The following is a 15,472-nucleotide window of genomic DNA, read 5'->3' as shown; positions in this document are numbered from 1 at the left end:
ACACCTCCCTTATAATACTTCTGGTGCTAATGAAACGATTTTCATGAACTGCTTGTCTCTTAATTCTCTAGCGACTGGTCCAAAGATACGGGTTCCTCTCGGTGTCTTGTCATCACGAATGATAACTGCAGCGTTCTCATCGAACTTAATGTAAGAACCGTCCGGACGACGAATGCTCTTTACTGTACGAACTACAACTGCTTTAACAACATCACCTTTCTTTACAACACCGCCTGGTGTTGCATCTTTAACAGAAGCAACGATGATGTCACCGATTCCTGCATATCTGCGGGTTGAACCGCCCATAACTCTGATACAAAGAAGTTCTTTAGCACCTGTATTATCAGCTACTCTCAGTCTTGATTCCTGCTGTACCATAATTACCTCCATATTTCCGCAAATTATTTTGCTCTCTCGATTACCTCAACAAGTCTCCATCTCTTATCCTTGGACAATGGTCTTGTCTCCATAACTCTTACTCTGTCACCAATCTTACATGTATTCTCTTCATCATGAGCCTTTAATTTATAAGTTCTCTTGATGATCTTGCCATAAAGTGGATGCTTTACGTTATCTACTACTGCAACTACGATTGTCTTATCCATCTTATCGCTTACAACCTTACCTACACGAGTCTTTCTAAGATTTCTCTCCACGATCGTGTCCTCCTTTCCAAATTTTGGCTATAGATCTGCAAGTCTTAGTCCTGTGCTGCGAGCACGGTCTGAATTCTTGCGATGTTCTTCTTTACTTCTTTAATTCTGCTTGTGTTATCAAGCTGATTTGTTGCGTTCTGGAATCTGAGATTGAACAATTCCTTTTTAGCGGCAACTAAATCTTCATTTAACTCTGCAGCAGATTTTGTTCTCAAATCTTCCAATAATGCTTTACTCTTCACTGCCCGCACCTCCTTCTAAGTCTGCGCGAGAAACAACTTTACACTTAACCGGCAACTTGTGAGTTGCAAGACGAAGTGCTTCTTTAGCTATTTCTTCGGATACACCGGAAATCTCGAACATTACACGACCCGGCTTAACTACAGCTACCCAGTACTCAAGAGCACCTTTACCTTTACCCATTCGAGTCTCGGCAGGAGTCTTTGTTACCGGTTTATCTGGGAAAATCTTGATCCAAACTTTACCACCACGCTTGATGTAACGTGTCATTGCGATACGGGCTGCCTCGATCTGGTTGGACTTGATCCATGCCGGCTCTAAAGCAACGATACCGAAATCACCGTTTGTGATCTTGTTTCCTCTGAGCGCTTTTCCTGTCATTCTACCACGGAACTGCTTACGATGTTTAACTCTCTTTGGCATTAACATTATTTATCGCTCCCTTCCTTTTTCGAATTTTTCTTGGCTGGAAGTACTTCGCCATTGTATACCCATACCTTTACACCAATTTTACCATAAGTTGTATCAGCCTCTGCGAAACCATAGTCGATATCGGCACGCAGTGTCTGAAGAGGAATTGTACCCTCGCTGTAGAACTCTGTACGAGCCATATCAGCACCGCCCAGACGTCCGGAGCAAGAAGCTTTGATTCCCTTTGCACCAGTCTTGAGTGTTCTGCTCATTGCAGACTTCATAGCACGACGGAAAGAAATACGGTTCTCTAACTGCTGTGCAATATTCTCTGCAACTAACTGTGCATGTTTATCCGGATTCTTGATATCCATGATCTTGATGTCTAATGCAACTTTACGATCAAGAACTTTCAAAAGCTCTTTCTTTAAGTTCTCGATTTCAGCGCCGCCCTTACCAATTACAAATCCAGGCTTTGCTGTATGAATAATAACTCTTACCTTGTCAGTCGGTCTCTCAATTTCAATCTTTGAGATGCCAGCGCTGTAAAGTTTCTTCTTTACAAACTCTCTGATCTTGTAATCTTCTACAAGATAGTCTGCGAACTTATCCTCTGCAAACCAATTGGAATCCCAATCACTGATCACGCCGACTCTTAAACCATGAGGATTAACTTTCTGTCCCATTTTAATCTCCTTTCATAGACCGTTTTCGGATTAGCGCTCGTTAAGAATGATGGTAATATGACTCATTCTCTTCTCGATGCGGTATGCTCTACCCTGTGCTCTAGGTCTAATTCTCTTCATTGTCGGTCCCTTGTTTGCGAAACACTCTTCAATGTATAAATCTGCTGGATTCATACCATTGTTGTTCTCCGCATTTGCAACTGCGGACTGTAATAATTTCAAAATGACGCTTGACGCATATCTTGGATTATAAGATAAAATACCAATTGCTGTCTCTACATCTTTGCCTCTGATGGCATCTAACACGTAACAAGCCTTCTGTACGGAAATTCTTGCATAAGATAACTTAGCGGAAGGTCTGGTGTCTTTCTGGTTCTCATTTCTCTCTCTCTTAATCTGAGATCTATGTCCCTTTGCCATGATGGAAGCCTCCTTTCAAATATCTGTATCATTGTCTACAGCGTATTGCTGCAATTCGTTATTTGCAGATCTGATATTATTCCCACTCTGCCGGGTGGTTCTTTTTGTAAGCACCGTTTTCTGTCGCAACCGCTTAGTGGCATGCACTGCAGTTGCTAAGAAAACTATTGCTATTTATTATTTGCCCTTCTTCTCGTCTTTGCCATGGCCTCTGTAAGTTCTTGTAGCTACGAACTCACCGAGTTTGTGTCCAACCATATCCTCTGTAACATATACAGGTACATGTCTTCTGCCATCATGTACTGCAAATGTCAATCCTACGAATGATGGGAAAATAGTGGAACGACGAGACCAAGTCTTGATGACCTGTGTATCACCGGATGCTACCTGAGCATCTACCTTCTTAAGAAGGCTCTTGTCAGCGAAAGGTCCTTTCTTTAATGAACGTGCCATTGTATCCTCCATTCTGTCGGCTGTGCCGACTATTCCAACTCTTCATAGAAGTCATGGTGACTTAGCAATTATTTTGCTAATGCCTTACCATCTCTTCTTCTTACGATCATCTTGTTTGACTGTTTATTCTTCTTACGTGTCTTCAAGCCAAGAGCAGGTTTACCCCAAGGAGTGCATGGACCTGGACGACCGATACCTGTCTTACCTTCACCACCACCGTGTGGATGGTCATTAGGGTTCATTACGGAACCACGAACCGTAGGTCTGATACCCATGTTACGCTTACGTCCGGCTTTACCAATGTTTACCAATGCATGCTCGCCGTTTCCGATAACACCTACTGTAGCACGGCATACGATAGGAACCATTCTCATCTCACCAGATGGAAGACGAAGTGTTGCATACTTTCCTTCTTTAGCCATGAGCTGTGCGCTGTTACCAGCGGAACGAACCATCTGTCCACCCTTACCAGGATGAAGCTCGATGTTGTGGATCTGTGTACCAACCGGGATATTCTCCAGTGGCAAGCAGTTACCAACTGCAATCTCAGCCTCAGGACCGTTCATGATCTTCTGACCAACCTTAAGTCCCTCTGGAGCTAAGATGTATCTCTTCTCGCCATCAGCATAAGCAACTAATGCGATATTTGCTGTTCTGTTTGGATCATACTCAACAGTCTTAACGATTGCCGGGATACCATCCTTATTTCTCTTAAAATCGATGATTCTGTATTTTCTTCTAGAACCACCACCACGATGTCTTACTGTGATCTTACCCTGTGCATTACGTCCAGCGTTCTTCTTAAGAGACACTGTCAAAGACTTCTCAGGCTTTGTAGCAGTCAACTCTGTCTTATCAAGAACGGACATCTGTCTTCTAGACGGGGTATATGGGTTAAATGTCTTAATTCCCATTTCTGTTCTCCTTTCTCATATCCTTTATCAATATGACCTGTAAGATAGGTTTTCCTTACAGGATTTACACGATTTGATTTTACAGACCCTCGAAGATCTCGATATCTTTAGAGTCCTCAGTCAACTTAACGATTGCCTTCTTAGTCTTAGCAGTCTTGCCGGCTGTTCTACCACGACGGCGTGTCTTACCGTCAAGGTTCATTGTGTTTACCTTAGCAACCTTAGCTCCCTCAAAAAGCTTCTCAACAGCTTCTTTAATCTGGCTCTTTGTTGCCTCAGGGTGTACTGCGAATGTGTACTTCTTCTCTTCCATAGCTGTCATAGATTTCTCTGTGATGATCGGCTTCTGGATAATATCATAATACTTCAAATCTGCCATTATGCGTACACCTCCTCAATCTTAGATACAGCCGCTTTTGTAATGATGACTGTCTCATATTTCAAAATATCGTATACGTTGATCGCATTTACCGCTACAGCACGTACACCTGCAATATTCTTAGCAGACTTTGCTACGTTCTCGTTGTCACCGTCTAATACAACCAATGCTTTCTTTACTTTCAAAGCATCCAAAACGCTAACCATTTTCTTTGTTTTGATCTCATCAAACTTAAGAGAATCAAGTACAACGAATTTCTCTTCGTTTACTCTAGAGGTCAGTGCAGACTTAATTGCACCAGCCTTCTCCTTTCTGTTCATCTTGAAGGAGTAATCTCTTGGCGTTGGAGCAAATACAATTCCACCGCCTGTCCACTGTGGAGCACGGATAGATCCCTGTCTTGCATGACCAGTTCCTTTCTGTCTCCAAGGTTTTCTTCCACCGCCACTTACTTCAGAACGGGTTTTAGCCTTCTGTGTACCCTGACGCTTATTTGCAAGCTGTAATACAACAGCCATATGCATTAAATGCTCATTAACCTCAACAGCGAATACGTTGTCGTTTAAGTCCATCTTCTCAACTTCGCTGCCTTCCATATTATAAACAGATACGTTAGCCATCTGTGTGTTCCTCCTTTCCAAAAGAATTATTTCGTCTTAACGCTTTCCTTAATTACTACACAAGCCTTCTTTGGTCCCGGAACAGCGCCCTTAACAAGGATCAGATTCTGATCTGCGTCAACTCTGACGACCTCAAGATTCTGGATTGTTCTCTGTACGCCACCCATCTGACCAGGCATCTTCTTGCCTTTGAATACACGGCTAGGATCAGAACAAGCACCGTTAGAACCAGCATGTCTGTGGAACTTAGAACCATGTCCCATAGGTCCTCTGTGCAGTCCGTGTCTCTTGATCGCACCCTGGAAACCTTTACCCTTTGTTGTTCCGGTTGCATCGATCTTGTCACCTGCTTCAAAGATGTCAGCTTTAATTTCCTGACCAAGTGTGTACTCTTCTGCGTTCTCAAACTTGAATTCTTTCAGATATCTCTTACCGGATACACCTGCTTTTGCAAAATGTCCCTGTAATGGCTTGTTTACGCCGTGAGTTCTCTTGACCTCTTTCTTGCCTGTAGCATCCTTCGTGATAACTTTGTCTTTCTTATCAACAAATCCTACCTGCACTGCACTGTACCCATCATTATCAACTGTCTTTACCTGTGTAACATAGCAAGGACCAGCCTGAAGTACAGTAACCGGAGTTAATACTCCGTTCTCGTTGAAGATCTGTGTCATTCCGACCTTCGTAGCTAAAATAGCTTTCTTCATAATGTTGCACCTCCTGTTAATCTACAGCGGAATGCATCGCCAAGCAATCGCTTCGCCTGCATTCATCCTAGATGGTCTATAAGTTGGAAGTTTGTAAACCAAAAACTTAATGACGCTCCAAGGCATCACCTCTTTGCTGTCGTCTTTATATAAACCCTAAGGATCTTACTATTTCATAAAGAGAAATTATTTCTCTTTCATGACCAATTTAACTGCTACGCCAGATGGCATTTCCATCTTTGTCAGCGCCTCAACCGTCTTCTGGGTTGGAGCAATAACGTCAATCAGTCTCTTATGAGTTCTCTGCTCGAACTGCTCTCTGGAATCTTTGTACTTATGAACGGCACGAAGAATTGTTACTACTTCCTTCTTAGTTGGAAGAGGTACCGGACCGCTAACCTTAGCTCCTGTCTTCTTTACCGTATCAATAATTTTACCAGCTGCATGATCGATCTGATTGTGGTCATACGCCTTAAGTGTAATTCTCATTACCTTTGTTGCCATAAAAAAAGCCGCCTCCTTTTCGCACTTTCACGGACATTACTGATCTTGGCTCTTCGCCATGCCCGCCTGTTTCAGCGCAACAAGTGGTGACTGTACACTCATCCGGGTGTGTCCTGTCGGTTTACAAATTATACAGAACTCTTCCCGTGTTTTCCGGGCATATTCTTACAAATATGCTCTACAGAATATTGGATTTTCGTACAGTGACTTGTCGCCAATTCTCAACTTGACATTCGCTCCACGGAAAACCTCTTATCCGTTACCAGGTAAGAGCAACCTCACGCTTCTACGCTATCATGTCACAGCATTTATTACTATACTATATTTTTCAAGGGTTTGCAAGCATTTTTTTACATTTTTTTAATTTTTTCTCAAGCACAGTTTCAAGCGAAACAAAATGCTCTGTTGCAGACATTTTGAAAGGCAGAGAATCTTTTCAATTTGTGTTTCTTCTTATTATAATATAGAAAAAAACCGATCTGTGAGAGACCCGGCTTTACGGTCGACGTTACCTTTGGCGTTTCGGTCGGTTTCACAATCAGTGTGCCCCACTCAATTCCATCGATCGTAAATGTCACTTCAAGCTTCCTCTGCTGCCCCTTCCTTTGTTCCCTGAATGTTGCCTGTAAGTCCCAATACCATTGCAACCGCCAGAAACATCGACAAAATCTTTTTTGTCTGTTTTTTCATTTCACTTTGCGCATATGAACATGTCAAAAGCACTCAATATAAATATAAATCGTGATTTTAAAAAGCACCGCCCCGGCAGCAAGCATTCAGCTCACTACCAGGGCGGTTATGTTAGTTTGATTGCGTGCAATCCTCATCACACTTCGGAAGTCTCCTCCTCATCAGCAGACTCCTCCATAAACCTCTCATATCGTTCTAAAACAATCGCCTGAAAACGCTCACGCGTTTCCCGGTTGATTGGATGCGCTACATCGCGAAATTCTCCATCGCCAGATCGACGGCTCGGCATGGCAATAAACAATCCTTTCTCACCTTCAATGACTTTAATGTCATGTACAACAAATTCATTGTCCAAAGTGATCGATACCACGGCCCGCATCTTACCTTCTTTCGTAATCTTGCGTATCCTAACATCTGTTATCTGCACTCCCTGTAACCTCCTTTGGTTATTTTTCTGTGCATCATCACATCTTTACTATTCCCCTATTTCTTGAAAAGAATTCCCCTTTCTACAGTGCGTATCTCTCATTCTTCTCAACTACAATGCGAATCTTACCATCCTCTGATGTATAATTTGTATTGGCACGAATCGTATCTCTGCTTTCAACGATGCAATTCTCAATATGTGTATTATCACCAATGTAAACATCATTAAGGATGATCGAATTTTTGATGGTGCAATTATTTCCAATATATACTTCCTTGAACAAAATGGAATTTTCAACAGTTCCATTAATGATACATCCACTGGAAACCAAACTGTTCTTCACATTTGATCCGACATTATATTTAGCCGGAGGAAGATCCTCAACTTTCGAATAAATGTCCGGATATTGACGGAAGAAATAATCCCTAATATCTTTGTTCAGGAAATCCATATTCGTGTTGTAATAAGAATCTACCGAAGAAATGTTGCTCCAGTAGGAATCCATTGGATATGCATATATCTTCTTTACATTCTTATAACGGATCAATATATCCTTTACAAAGTCATAACGTTCTTCCTGCATAGATTTCTCGATCAGCTCGATCAACATACGACGGCGCACAATGTATACACCTGTCGAAACAGTAGATGTTTCTGCATTGATCGGCTTCTCCTCAAAATCTGTGATCCTGCCTTCACCGTCAACACGAAGCACACCGAAGCGGCTTGGATCATCTTTGTCGGTTACATCTGCAGTTACAACAGTAAAATCTGCTTTTTTTGCAATATGGAACTCCAACACTTTATTGTAATCCATCTTATACACGCCATCGCCCGAAGCGATCACAACGTATGGCTCATGACTGTTCTTCAGAAAACTCAGGTTCTGCGCCATCGCATCCAACGTTCCGCGATACCAATAACTGTTTTCCGGCGTCGTTGTCGGCGTGAATACATACAGACCGCCCTGCTTTCTTCCGAAATCCCACCATTTTGAAGAATTCAAATGTTCATTCAGCGACTTTGCATTATATTGCGTAAAAACCGCAACTTTCTGAATGTGAGAGTTACTCATGTTGCTTAGTACAAAATCTATGCTGCGAAACCCTCCCGCGATCGGCATCGCTGCCGTTGCACGTTTATTGGACAATTCACGCATTCTGCTATTATTACCACCTGCTAATACTATTCCAATCGCTCTCATTATCTGTCACCTACCTTAATCAAAGTTTCACCGCCTGCAAGAACTCCGTCCGGATAATCTGATGGTTCCGTAACGCCTTTGATCGCTGTGTTTTTACCGATCTGCACGCCATCCGGAATCACGCTGTCTTCACCAATAGTTACAAGACCAAATGCATACACATCCGGTTTAACCTTATTTGGCAGCTCTTCTCCGACACCAAGCTTACAATCTTTGCCAACAGTTACATTCTCAGCGATAATCGACTTATCGACTATCGTTCCCGCTTTGATCGTAGTAGAACTCATAATAATAGAATCCCGCACAATCGCACCCGGCTCGATCGTAACACCCGAACCGATAACAGAGCTATGTACCTCTCCGTATATCTCTGATGCTTCACCAATGATCGCCTTATCAACGATGGCATCCTCTGCGATATACTGAGGTGGAATACGATCACTCTTCGTATAGATCTTCCAAAATTCTTCATACAGATTGAAGACCGGAATGAGATCGATCAACTCCATGTTTGACTCCCAATATGAGCCAAGCGTTCCGACATCTTTCCAATAGCCATTGTATTCGTATGCAAAAATACGATCACCTTTCTCATGGCAATATGGAATAATGTGTTTACCAAAGTCACATGCCGGCTGATCCTTTAACTTGATCAACGCTTCACGAAGCACCGGCCAAGAGAAAATGTAGATACCCATCGAAGCAAGGTTGCTGCGAGGATGCTCCGGTTTCTCCTCAAATTCCTGAATCTGCTTATTCTCATCTGTGATAACAACGCCAAAACGACTAGCCTCTTCCATCGGAACCGGAATCGTTGCAAGCGTTACATCTGCCTTGTTTGCTTTGTGGAAATCAAGCATCACTTCATAATCCATTTTGTAAATATGGTCGCCGCCCAAAATCAGCACATAGTCCGGGTTGTAATATTCCATATATCGCAAATTCTGATATATAGCATTCGCTGTACCTGTATACCACTCACTGCTGGTACTCTTCTCATATGGTGGCAAAATAGAAACGCCACCTACATTACGATCCAAATCCCACGGAATACCAATTCCAATGTGTGTGTTCAGGCGTAGCGGCTGGTACTGTGTCAGCACGCCGACTGTATCTACTCCCGAATTAATGCAATTGCTCAATGGAAAATCGATAATACGGTACTTCCCACCAAACGCTACCGCTGGTTTAGCAACATCAGCAGTCAGAACCCCTAACCTGGATCCCTGTCCACCTGCCAGTAACATTGCTATCATTTCTTTCTTAATCACGCAATCACCCCTTACTATGTATTTCTTAATGATTTAAGTATATCACAACCACTGTAAAATGTGAACAAATTTCATAAATTTTCTTTTGAAAATTGATATTTTTTATACATTTCATACAATTTTTTGCATAAAAAACCCTTATTTGACGAGTTTTTTACATTGTCCACCAGCTTTGTTTCAATTTTTAACAAATTATTTCTAAACTGTAAACACTATTTAATTTGCTTTTTTGCATTTGTGTTCTATAATAATAGAAAAGACTGACACAAGGATTGGTTCGCTGGAGCACATTTCTTGCAGGCAGGCCAATTTTACAAAATATGCCGCCCCACTTTTGGACGGCTTTTATATGGAGGGAATTATGTATCAAATTCAATTAACCAAACCATGTACTGCATATTTTATAGGCATCGGAGGCATCAGCATGAGCGGTTTTGCTGAGCTGTTACACGATGCCGGCTTTACCGTAAAGGGCTCCGATGCAAACCGCAGCAAAATTACAGAGCATTTACAATCCTTAGGAGTGGAAGTATTGTATGGTCAAAAAAGCAATAACATCACTTCCGACATTGACTTTGTCGTATACACCGCCGCTATTCATCCGGACAATCCCGAATTTCGCGCTGCCAAAGAAATGGGACTTCCTATGATGGAGCGTGCCGAAATGGTTGGACAGGTCATGAAAAACTATACGAATGCCATTGGCGTTTCCGGTACACACGGCAAAACAACAACAACTTCCATGCTGACACATATTTTCTTAGCCGCTAAGAAAGATCCAACGATCTCCGTTGGCGGTATCTTGGATGCGATCCACGGCAATATCCGTGTCGGCCATTCCGAGAATTTCATCACCGAAGCCTGCGAATACACCAATAGCTTTCTGAAATTCCATCCAACGGCAGGTATTATTTTGAATATTGATGCAGATCACCTAGACTTTTTTAAGGATCTGGATGACATTCGCCACTCTTTTCACCGCTTTGCAAAGCTCTTGCCAAAGAACGGTGTACTGATCATCAACTCCGATATCGAAAAGCTTGATGCGATCACAAACGATCTGGACTGCCGGATCATTACATTCGGCTTGGAAAACCCTGCAGATTACGAAGCAAAGGATATTACATTCGGCGAAGATGGCTGCGGTTCTTTTGAATTAGTTCGATTCGGCAAAGAAACCGGCATCCGCGTTCGTTTGTCAGTAATCGGAAGACACAACGTAGCCAACGCTTTATCAGCCATCGCCACTGCAGAATATTATGATATTCCTATGGAGACGATCCAAGAGGGACTCCTCGCCTTCCACGGCACGGAACGTCGTTTCGAACAAAAGGGATCGTTCCACGGAGTCACCGTGGTCGATGATTATGCACATCATCCTACGGAGATCAAAGCAACGCTGCAGGCTGCTGCCAAGTTTCCACATAAGCGTCTTTGGTGCGTATTCCAGCCACATACATACAGCCGTACCCGAGCATTGCTGCATGAATTTGCAGAGGCGCTATCCCTCGCAGATAATGTTGTGCTTGCAGACATATATGCCGCCAGAGAGGCTGATCCCGGTGATATTTCTTCTAAAACTCTACAGGAAGAAATGAAGAAATTAGGCAAAGATGCTTATTACTTCCCGGATTTTGAACAGATCAAAAAATTTTTATTGGAAAATTGTATCGACGGTGACTTGTTAATAACTATGGGTGCCGGAAATATAGTAACTATTGGCGAAGACCTGGTCAAAGAATAGTTATCCACATTATCCACAATGTGACTGTGCATATCTCTGCACAATCCGTTGTGGATATTTTTTACACAATTAACATCAGATAAATGTTGAAAATCCGCAATCTTGATCATTTTGATACGAGTTATCCACATTATCCACAATTTAGTCCACAGCTTGAATGTGTATTTGTGTGCTATTTTCTTTCCAAAGAAACTGTGTTAAAATACAATTCGCACGGAAATATAACGTGTAATTTACTTTACATATACGGAGGCTGCAATGGATCATATATTACTTTGTACTAACCATATACCGCCGATCACAACGATATATAACAGCTTTATTGAAGATTATATGCCAGCTGCCAACGGCAGTTACGTTAAGGTGTATCTCTACATTGCGAAATGTCTGCAGGCAAAGGAAAGTAATTTTTCCATTTCCTCTCTTGCGGATCAATTAGAAAATACAGAAAAAGATATTTTGCGGGCGTTAATGTACTGGGAGAAAAAGGGGCTTATGTCCTTAAACCGCGACAAAGCAACCGGAGAGATTTTAGGACTCGAAATGCTGATCCCCTTTGCGGAACGTGATTTCGACACTTATGAAAACACTGCAAAAGAATCTGCTGCATCGCTAGGCGTAGATTCTGATCTCTCAGAAACCGGTGCGCTCAATAGACGCAATTCTGATCTCTCAGAAACCGGTGCGCTCGATAGACGCAATTCTGATCTCTCAGAAACCGGTGCGCTCGATAGACGCAATTCTGATCTCTCAGAAACCGACGCAGCGAATACATCAACTTATGAATCATCCGGAACCGACGCTCCTTCTAATGTCAATTCCGATGTTCACAGAGCAAGCAATTCCGCGCAGGAGAAGAATTCCTCTGCCGTGAAACCAATTCAAGTTTCTCCGGAACAGATTCAAGAATTGTCCACCAACGAGGATTTCGTATGGGTATGCAATGTTGTCGAAAGCTACCTTGAACGCCCAATGAAACCAACCGAAATACAGCTTATTACCTATTTGTATGGTACACTGCATTTTTCCAGAGAACTGATCCTGCATCTCTACGACTACTGCATTTCTATGGGAAAGACCGCCTGCAATTACATTCAGACAGTCGCCCTGTCATGGCACGAGCAGGGGATCAAAACGCCGGAACAGGCACAGAATGCTTCTGTACGATATCTGGCTTCCTACAATGCTGTTTCCAAGGCTTTAGGACTTGGTCGCGGTCTTGCAGAAATCGAAAAAAAATATGTGGATCATTGGCAAAATGACTGGAATATGGATCTTAGTGTGATCTTAGAGGCCTGCAACCGCACTGTGCTTAAGCTGCACCACGCAGACTTCAAATACACCGAAGGGATATTATCTCATTGGAATGAGCAAAATGTTCGCACATTACAAGGTGTAGAACAATCAGACCTGCACTATGCACAGACCAAAGAGCAAAAAGAAAAGAAGAAACCTTCCACATCCGGTAAACAACCACCGCGCAATCAATTCCAAAATTTCAAGCAACGGGATGTCAGCAGCGAAGAATTACAGGAATTGGAGCGCAAATTACTTATGCAATAGTACGATCTGATGACAGACCGCAGCACATACCATCACGCAGCAACCAGGAGGAGACGCCATGGGAATATCCAACACACAATATCGCGATATCATGTTTCAATATGATCAGACGCGAATGAACAATCAGCGCATACTGGATAAGCGGTACGAAACACTTTTTGCTGAAATTCCGGAATTAGAACAGATCCAACACGATATTATGGACTTATCACTGACGCAGGCGCGCAAAGAATTGTTTCAGACCGAACCGGACCCAAAGAGCGAAGCTGAATACAGCGCAGAACGCGAAGCATTGCTGTCCCGCAAAAAGGCGCTGCTGTTACATCACGGCTATCCGGAAGATTATCTGCAAAGCATTTATACCTGTCCGGACTGCAAAGACACCGGCTATCAGAACAACGAACCTTGTCACTGCCTTAAAAACGCTGAGATCAAGGCTCTTTATGAAAGTTCAAATCTTATGGACATTCTGAATCATGAGAATTTTGACACCTTTGATGATAGTTACTACGATGACACCATCGTCAATGAAAATCTTTCTCTAACAGCCCGCCAAAATATTCGCAAGGTAAAAACGGTCTGTCTAGACTATATCAAGCACTTTGATGATTCCTATGACAACCTGATATTCTATGGTTCTACAGGCGTCGGCAAAACCTTTCTGACACACTGTATCGCCAAGAAACTTTTGGATACATCTCACACGGTGCTTTACTTGACTTCATTGCAGCTTTTTGATATTTTAGAGAGGAATAAGTTCCGTCATGAGGATATTTCCACTTCAAACGAACAAATTGCATATATGCTGCAAAGCGATTTGCTCATTATAGATGATCTTGGGGCAGAATTGGTCAATGGCTTTACGTCTTCTCAGCTGTATTATTTTATTGAGGAGCGCCATATCAACCATAAGTCAACCATCATCTCGACCAATTTATCGTTTCAGGAATTACGTGACCGATACAGCGAGCGTATTTTCTCACGTTTTATCGGTTTTTATCATTTCTTCTTAATAATTGGAGATGATATACGTCAGAAGGCTAGATTAACTGCCAAATAACATGATAACAATTATATAAATTCATACGGAGGACATTTTACTATGAAACGACATGACAAGTTAGCAGACACACTTCCTGTTGGTACCCTTGGTATCTTGGCGCTGGAGAGCAGCCACGACATGGGCAAACGAGTAAACGATTATATCGTTGACTGGAGAAAGGACCGCGCTGCACAAAATGCTACCGCATCTACCTTTGCAGGATACAACCGTGATTCTTTCTTGATTGATTCCGCCTGCCCGCGTTTTGGTTCCGGCGAGGCGAAAGGCATCATCAACGAATCTGTGCGTGGAGATGATTTGTATTTATTAGTTGATGTCTGCAATTACAGCTTAACTTATACCGTTTGCGGACACACGAATCACATGTCGCCGGATGATCATTATCAGGATCTTAAGCGTATCATTGCTGCAGTTGGTGGCAAGGCACGCCGCATCACTGTGATCATGCCTTTCTTATATGAAAGCAGACAGCATCGACGCAGTGCACGCGAATCCTTGGACTGCGCAATGGCATTGCACGAATTAACACAAATGGGTGTTGAAAGTATTATCACCTTTGATGCACATGATCCTCGCGTTCAAAACGCAATTCCTTTGAATAGTTTCGAAACCGTTCAGCCTACGTATCAATTCATCAAAGCACTTCTGAAGAACGTGCCGGACCTTAAGGTTGATGCAGACCATTTGATGGTGATCAGCCCGGATGAAGGTGCTATGGGACGTGCTGTATATTACGCAAACGTTCTTGGCATCGATATGGGTATGTTCTATAAACGTCGCGATTACAGCCGCATTGTTGACGGACGCAATCCGATCATTGCCCATGAGTTCCTCGGCTCTGACCTGCAGGGCAAAGATGTTATCATCGTCGATGATATGATTTCCTCGGGTGAAAGCATGATCGATGTTGCAACACAGTTAAAGCAGCGCAAAGCAAATCGTATCTTTGTTGCTGCAACGTTTGGTCTGTTTACAAACGGCATGTCCAAATTTGATGAAGCACATGAAAAAGGCTTGATCGATAAGGTTCTCACAACAAACCTTGTATATCAGCCGGAAGAAGTTTTGTCTAGAGACTATTATGTCAGCGTAGACATGAGCAAGTATATCGCCTTATTGATCGACACCTTAAATCACGATCAATCCATTAGCGGTTTATTAAACCCTGCAGAACGTATTAATGCCATTTTGGAAAAATATGGACAGCGCTAATTAAAGCATAAAATCGAGAAAAGCAACAACAAGTTTCCTTAAAACGCTTAGACCGCAAGGTTTGAGCGTTTTTTTTACAAATCGTTTTGAAAATTAAGATTTTTTTTAGAATATGGACAAATTCTGTCCACATTTGCATGCTATTATGTATACATAGAAATCAAAGAGAACAGATTTCAAGAAAAGCAGTGAAATCAAAAGAAGCATTTGATTTCTACCAAACTAGCCGACTGACTTATGTTTGAGATAGATTCTTTTTCATTTTTTTCATTGGGCCTGTGGTAGCTCCCTCTGCCACAGGCCGACTC

At 42.4% G+C, this 15,472-nt stretch carries 20 protein-coding genes; 4 read left to right on the top strand and 16 right to left on the bottom strand.

Going from position 1 to position 15,472, the window contains the following annotated elements; genetic code table 11:
* Positions 1 to 9: 9 nt before the first annotated feature.
* From rplN to ACSAJE_RS09790, 16 genes are all read right to left on the bottom strand, one after another.
* The gene (gene rplN, locus ACSAJE_RS09865) at positions 10 to 378 is read right to left on the bottom strand and encodes a 50S ribosomal protein L14 (protein WP_022025535.1); all 369 of its coding nucleotides are present in this window, start codon (positions 376 to 378) and stop codon (positions 10 to 12) included.
* 23 nt (positions 379 to 401) lie between these two features.
* Complete coding sequence (gene rpsQ / locus ACSAJE_RS09860) at positions 402 to 659, bottom strand: 30S ribosomal protein S17 (RefSeq protein ID WP_182434195.1); 258 nt, start codon at positions 657 to 659, stop codon at positions 402 to 404.
* 41 nt (positions 660 to 700) lie between these two features.
* The gene (rpmC, locus tag ACSAJE_RS09855; protein WP_022025537.1) at positions 701 to 898 is read right to left on the bottom strand and encodes a 50S ribosomal protein L29; all 198 of its coding nucleotides are present in this window, start codon (positions 896 to 898) and stop codon (positions 701 to 703) included.
* Positions 888 to 1,325, bottom strand: a complete 438-nt coding sequence (gene rplP, locus ACSAJE_RS09850) for a 50S ribosomal protein L16 (protein WP_022025538.1) — start codon at positions 1,323 to 1,325, stop codon at positions 888 to 890. The genes rpmC and rplP overlap by 11 nt, the downstream gene beginning before the upstream one ends.
* Positions 1,325 to 1,993 carry a 30S ribosomal protein S3 gene (gene rpsC, locus ACSAJE_RS09845; protein ID WP_118690299.1) on the bottom strand — a complete coding sequence of 223 codons (669 nt, stop codon included), beginning with the start codon at positions 1,991 to 1,993 and terminating at the stop codon, positions 1,325 to 1,327. Before rpsC ends, rplP begins: the two co-directional genes overlap by 1 nt.
* Positions 1,994 to 2,023: 30 nt before the next feature.
* The gene (rplV, locus tag ACSAJE_RS09840) at positions 2,024 to 2,413 is read right to left on the bottom strand and encodes a 50S ribosomal protein L22 (protein ID WP_022025540.1); all 390 of its coding nucleotides are present in this window, start codon (positions 2,411 to 2,413) and stop codon (positions 2,024 to 2,026) included.
* Positions 2,414 to 2,590: 177 nt separating this feature from the next.
* The gene (gene rpsS, locus ACSAJE_RS09835) at positions 2,591 to 2,866 is read right to left on the bottom strand and encodes a 30S ribosomal protein S19 (protein WP_022025541.1); all 276 of its coding nucleotides are present in this window, start codon (positions 2,864 to 2,866) and stop codon (positions 2,591 to 2,593) included.
* A gap of 68 nt (positions 2,867 to 2,934) precedes the next feature.
* Positions 2,935 to 3,780 carry a 50S ribosomal protein L2 gene (gene rplB / locus ACSAJE_RS09830; RefSeq protein ID WP_022025542.1) on the bottom strand — a complete coding sequence of 282 codons (846 nt, stop codon included), beginning with the start codon at positions 3,778 to 3,780 and terminating at the stop codon, positions 2,935 to 2,937.
* Between the two features lie 79 nt (positions 3,781 to 3,859).
* The gene (gene rplW / locus ACSAJE_RS09825; protein ID WP_022025543.1) at positions 3,860 to 4,159 is read right to left on the bottom strand and encodes a 50S ribosomal protein L23; all 300 of its coding nucleotides are present in this window, start codon (positions 4,157 to 4,159) and stop codon (positions 3,860 to 3,862) included.
* A complete protein-coding gene (gene rplD, locus ACSAJE_RS09820) occupies positions 4,159 to 4,779 on the bottom strand; it encodes a 50S ribosomal protein L4 (RefSeq protein WP_022025544.1) in 621 nt (206 codons plus the stop codon). The genes rplW and rplD overlap by 1 nt, the downstream gene beginning before the upstream one ends.
* Before the next feature lie 26 nt (positions 4,780 to 4,805).
* Complete coding sequence (gene rplC / locus ACSAJE_RS09815; protein WP_458008957.1) at positions 4,806 to 5,486, bottom strand: 50S ribosomal protein L3; 681 nt, start codon at positions 5,484 to 5,486, stop codon at positions 4,806 to 4,808.
* Positions 5,487 to 5,672: 186 nt separating this feature from the next.
* Complete coding sequence (gene rpsJ, locus ACSAJE_RS09810; RefSeq protein WP_022025546.1) at positions 5,673 to 5,990, bottom strand: 30S ribosomal protein S10; 318 nt, start codon at positions 5,988 to 5,990, stop codon at positions 5,673 to 5,675.
* A 383-nt stretch (positions 5,991 to 6,373) separates the two neighbouring features.
* On the bottom strand, positions 6,374 to 6,568 hold the full coding sequence (locus ACSAJE_RS09805; RefSeq protein WP_118690300.1) for a hypothetical protein: 195 nt from the start codon (positions 6,566 to 6,568) through the stop codon (positions 6,374 to 6,376).
* A gap of 248 nt (positions 6,569 to 6,816) precedes the next feature.
* Positions 6,817 to 7,107, bottom strand: a complete 291-nt coding sequence (gene spoVG, locus ACSAJE_RS09800) for a septation regulator SpoVG (protein WP_022025548.1) — start codon at positions 7,105 to 7,107, stop codon at positions 6,817 to 6,819.
* Between the two features lie 82 nt (positions 7,108 to 7,189).
* The gene (gene glgD, locus ACSAJE_RS09795; RefSeq protein ID WP_458008956.1) at positions 7,190 to 8,311 is read right to left on the bottom strand and encodes a glucose-1-phosphate adenylyltransferase subunit GlgD; all 1,122 of its coding nucleotides are present in this window, start codon (positions 8,309 to 8,311) and stop codon (positions 7,190 to 7,192) included.
* Entirely contained in the window at positions 8,311 to 9,582 is a 1,272-nt protein-coding gene (locus ACSAJE_RS09790; protein WP_022025550.1) for a glucose-1-phosphate adenylyltransferase, read from the bottom strand. Before ACSAJE_RS09790 ends, glgD begins: the two co-directional genes overlap by 1 nt.
* A 361-nt stretch (positions 9,583 to 9,943) precedes the next feature.
* On the opposite strand from ACSAJE_RS09790, the gene murC reads away from it, so the two are divergent.
* The 4 genes from murC (at position 9,944) to ACSAJE_RS09770 (ending at position 15,164) form a co-directional block, all read left to right on the top strand.
* Complete coding sequence (gene murC, locus ACSAJE_RS09785; RefSeq protein ID WP_458008955.1) at positions 9,944 to 11,326, top strand: UDP-N-acetylmuramate--L-alanine ligase; 1,383 nt, start codon at positions 9,944 to 9,946, stop codon at positions 11,324 to 11,326.
* 258 nt (positions 11,327 to 11,584) lie between these two features.
* A complete protein-coding gene (locus ACSAJE_RS09780) occupies positions 11,585 to 12,889 on the top strand; it encodes a DnaD domain protein (protein WP_458008954.1) in 1,305 nt (434 codons plus the stop codon).
* Positions 12,890 to 12,947: 58 nt separating this feature from the next.
* Complete coding sequence (locus tag ACSAJE_RS09775; RefSeq protein ID WP_458008953.1) at positions 12,948 to 13,949, top strand: ATP-binding protein; 1,002 nt, start codon at positions 12,948 to 12,950, stop codon at positions 13,947 to 13,949.
* A 42-nt stretch (positions 13,950 to 13,991) separates the two neighbouring features.
* Positions 13,992 to 15,164 carry a ribose-phosphate pyrophosphokinase gene (locus ACSAJE_RS09770; RefSeq protein WP_022025554.1) on the top strand — a complete coding sequence of 391 codons (1,173 nt, stop codon included), beginning with the start codon at positions 13,992 to 13,994 and terminating at the stop codon, positions 15,162 to 15,164.
* The last annotated feature ends 308 nt before the right edge of the window (positions 15,165 to 15,472 follow it).

Source organism: Jutongia sp. SJQ-6 (assembly GCF_054161275.1).
This window is presented reverse-complemented; position numbering and strand designations above follow the sequence as displayed.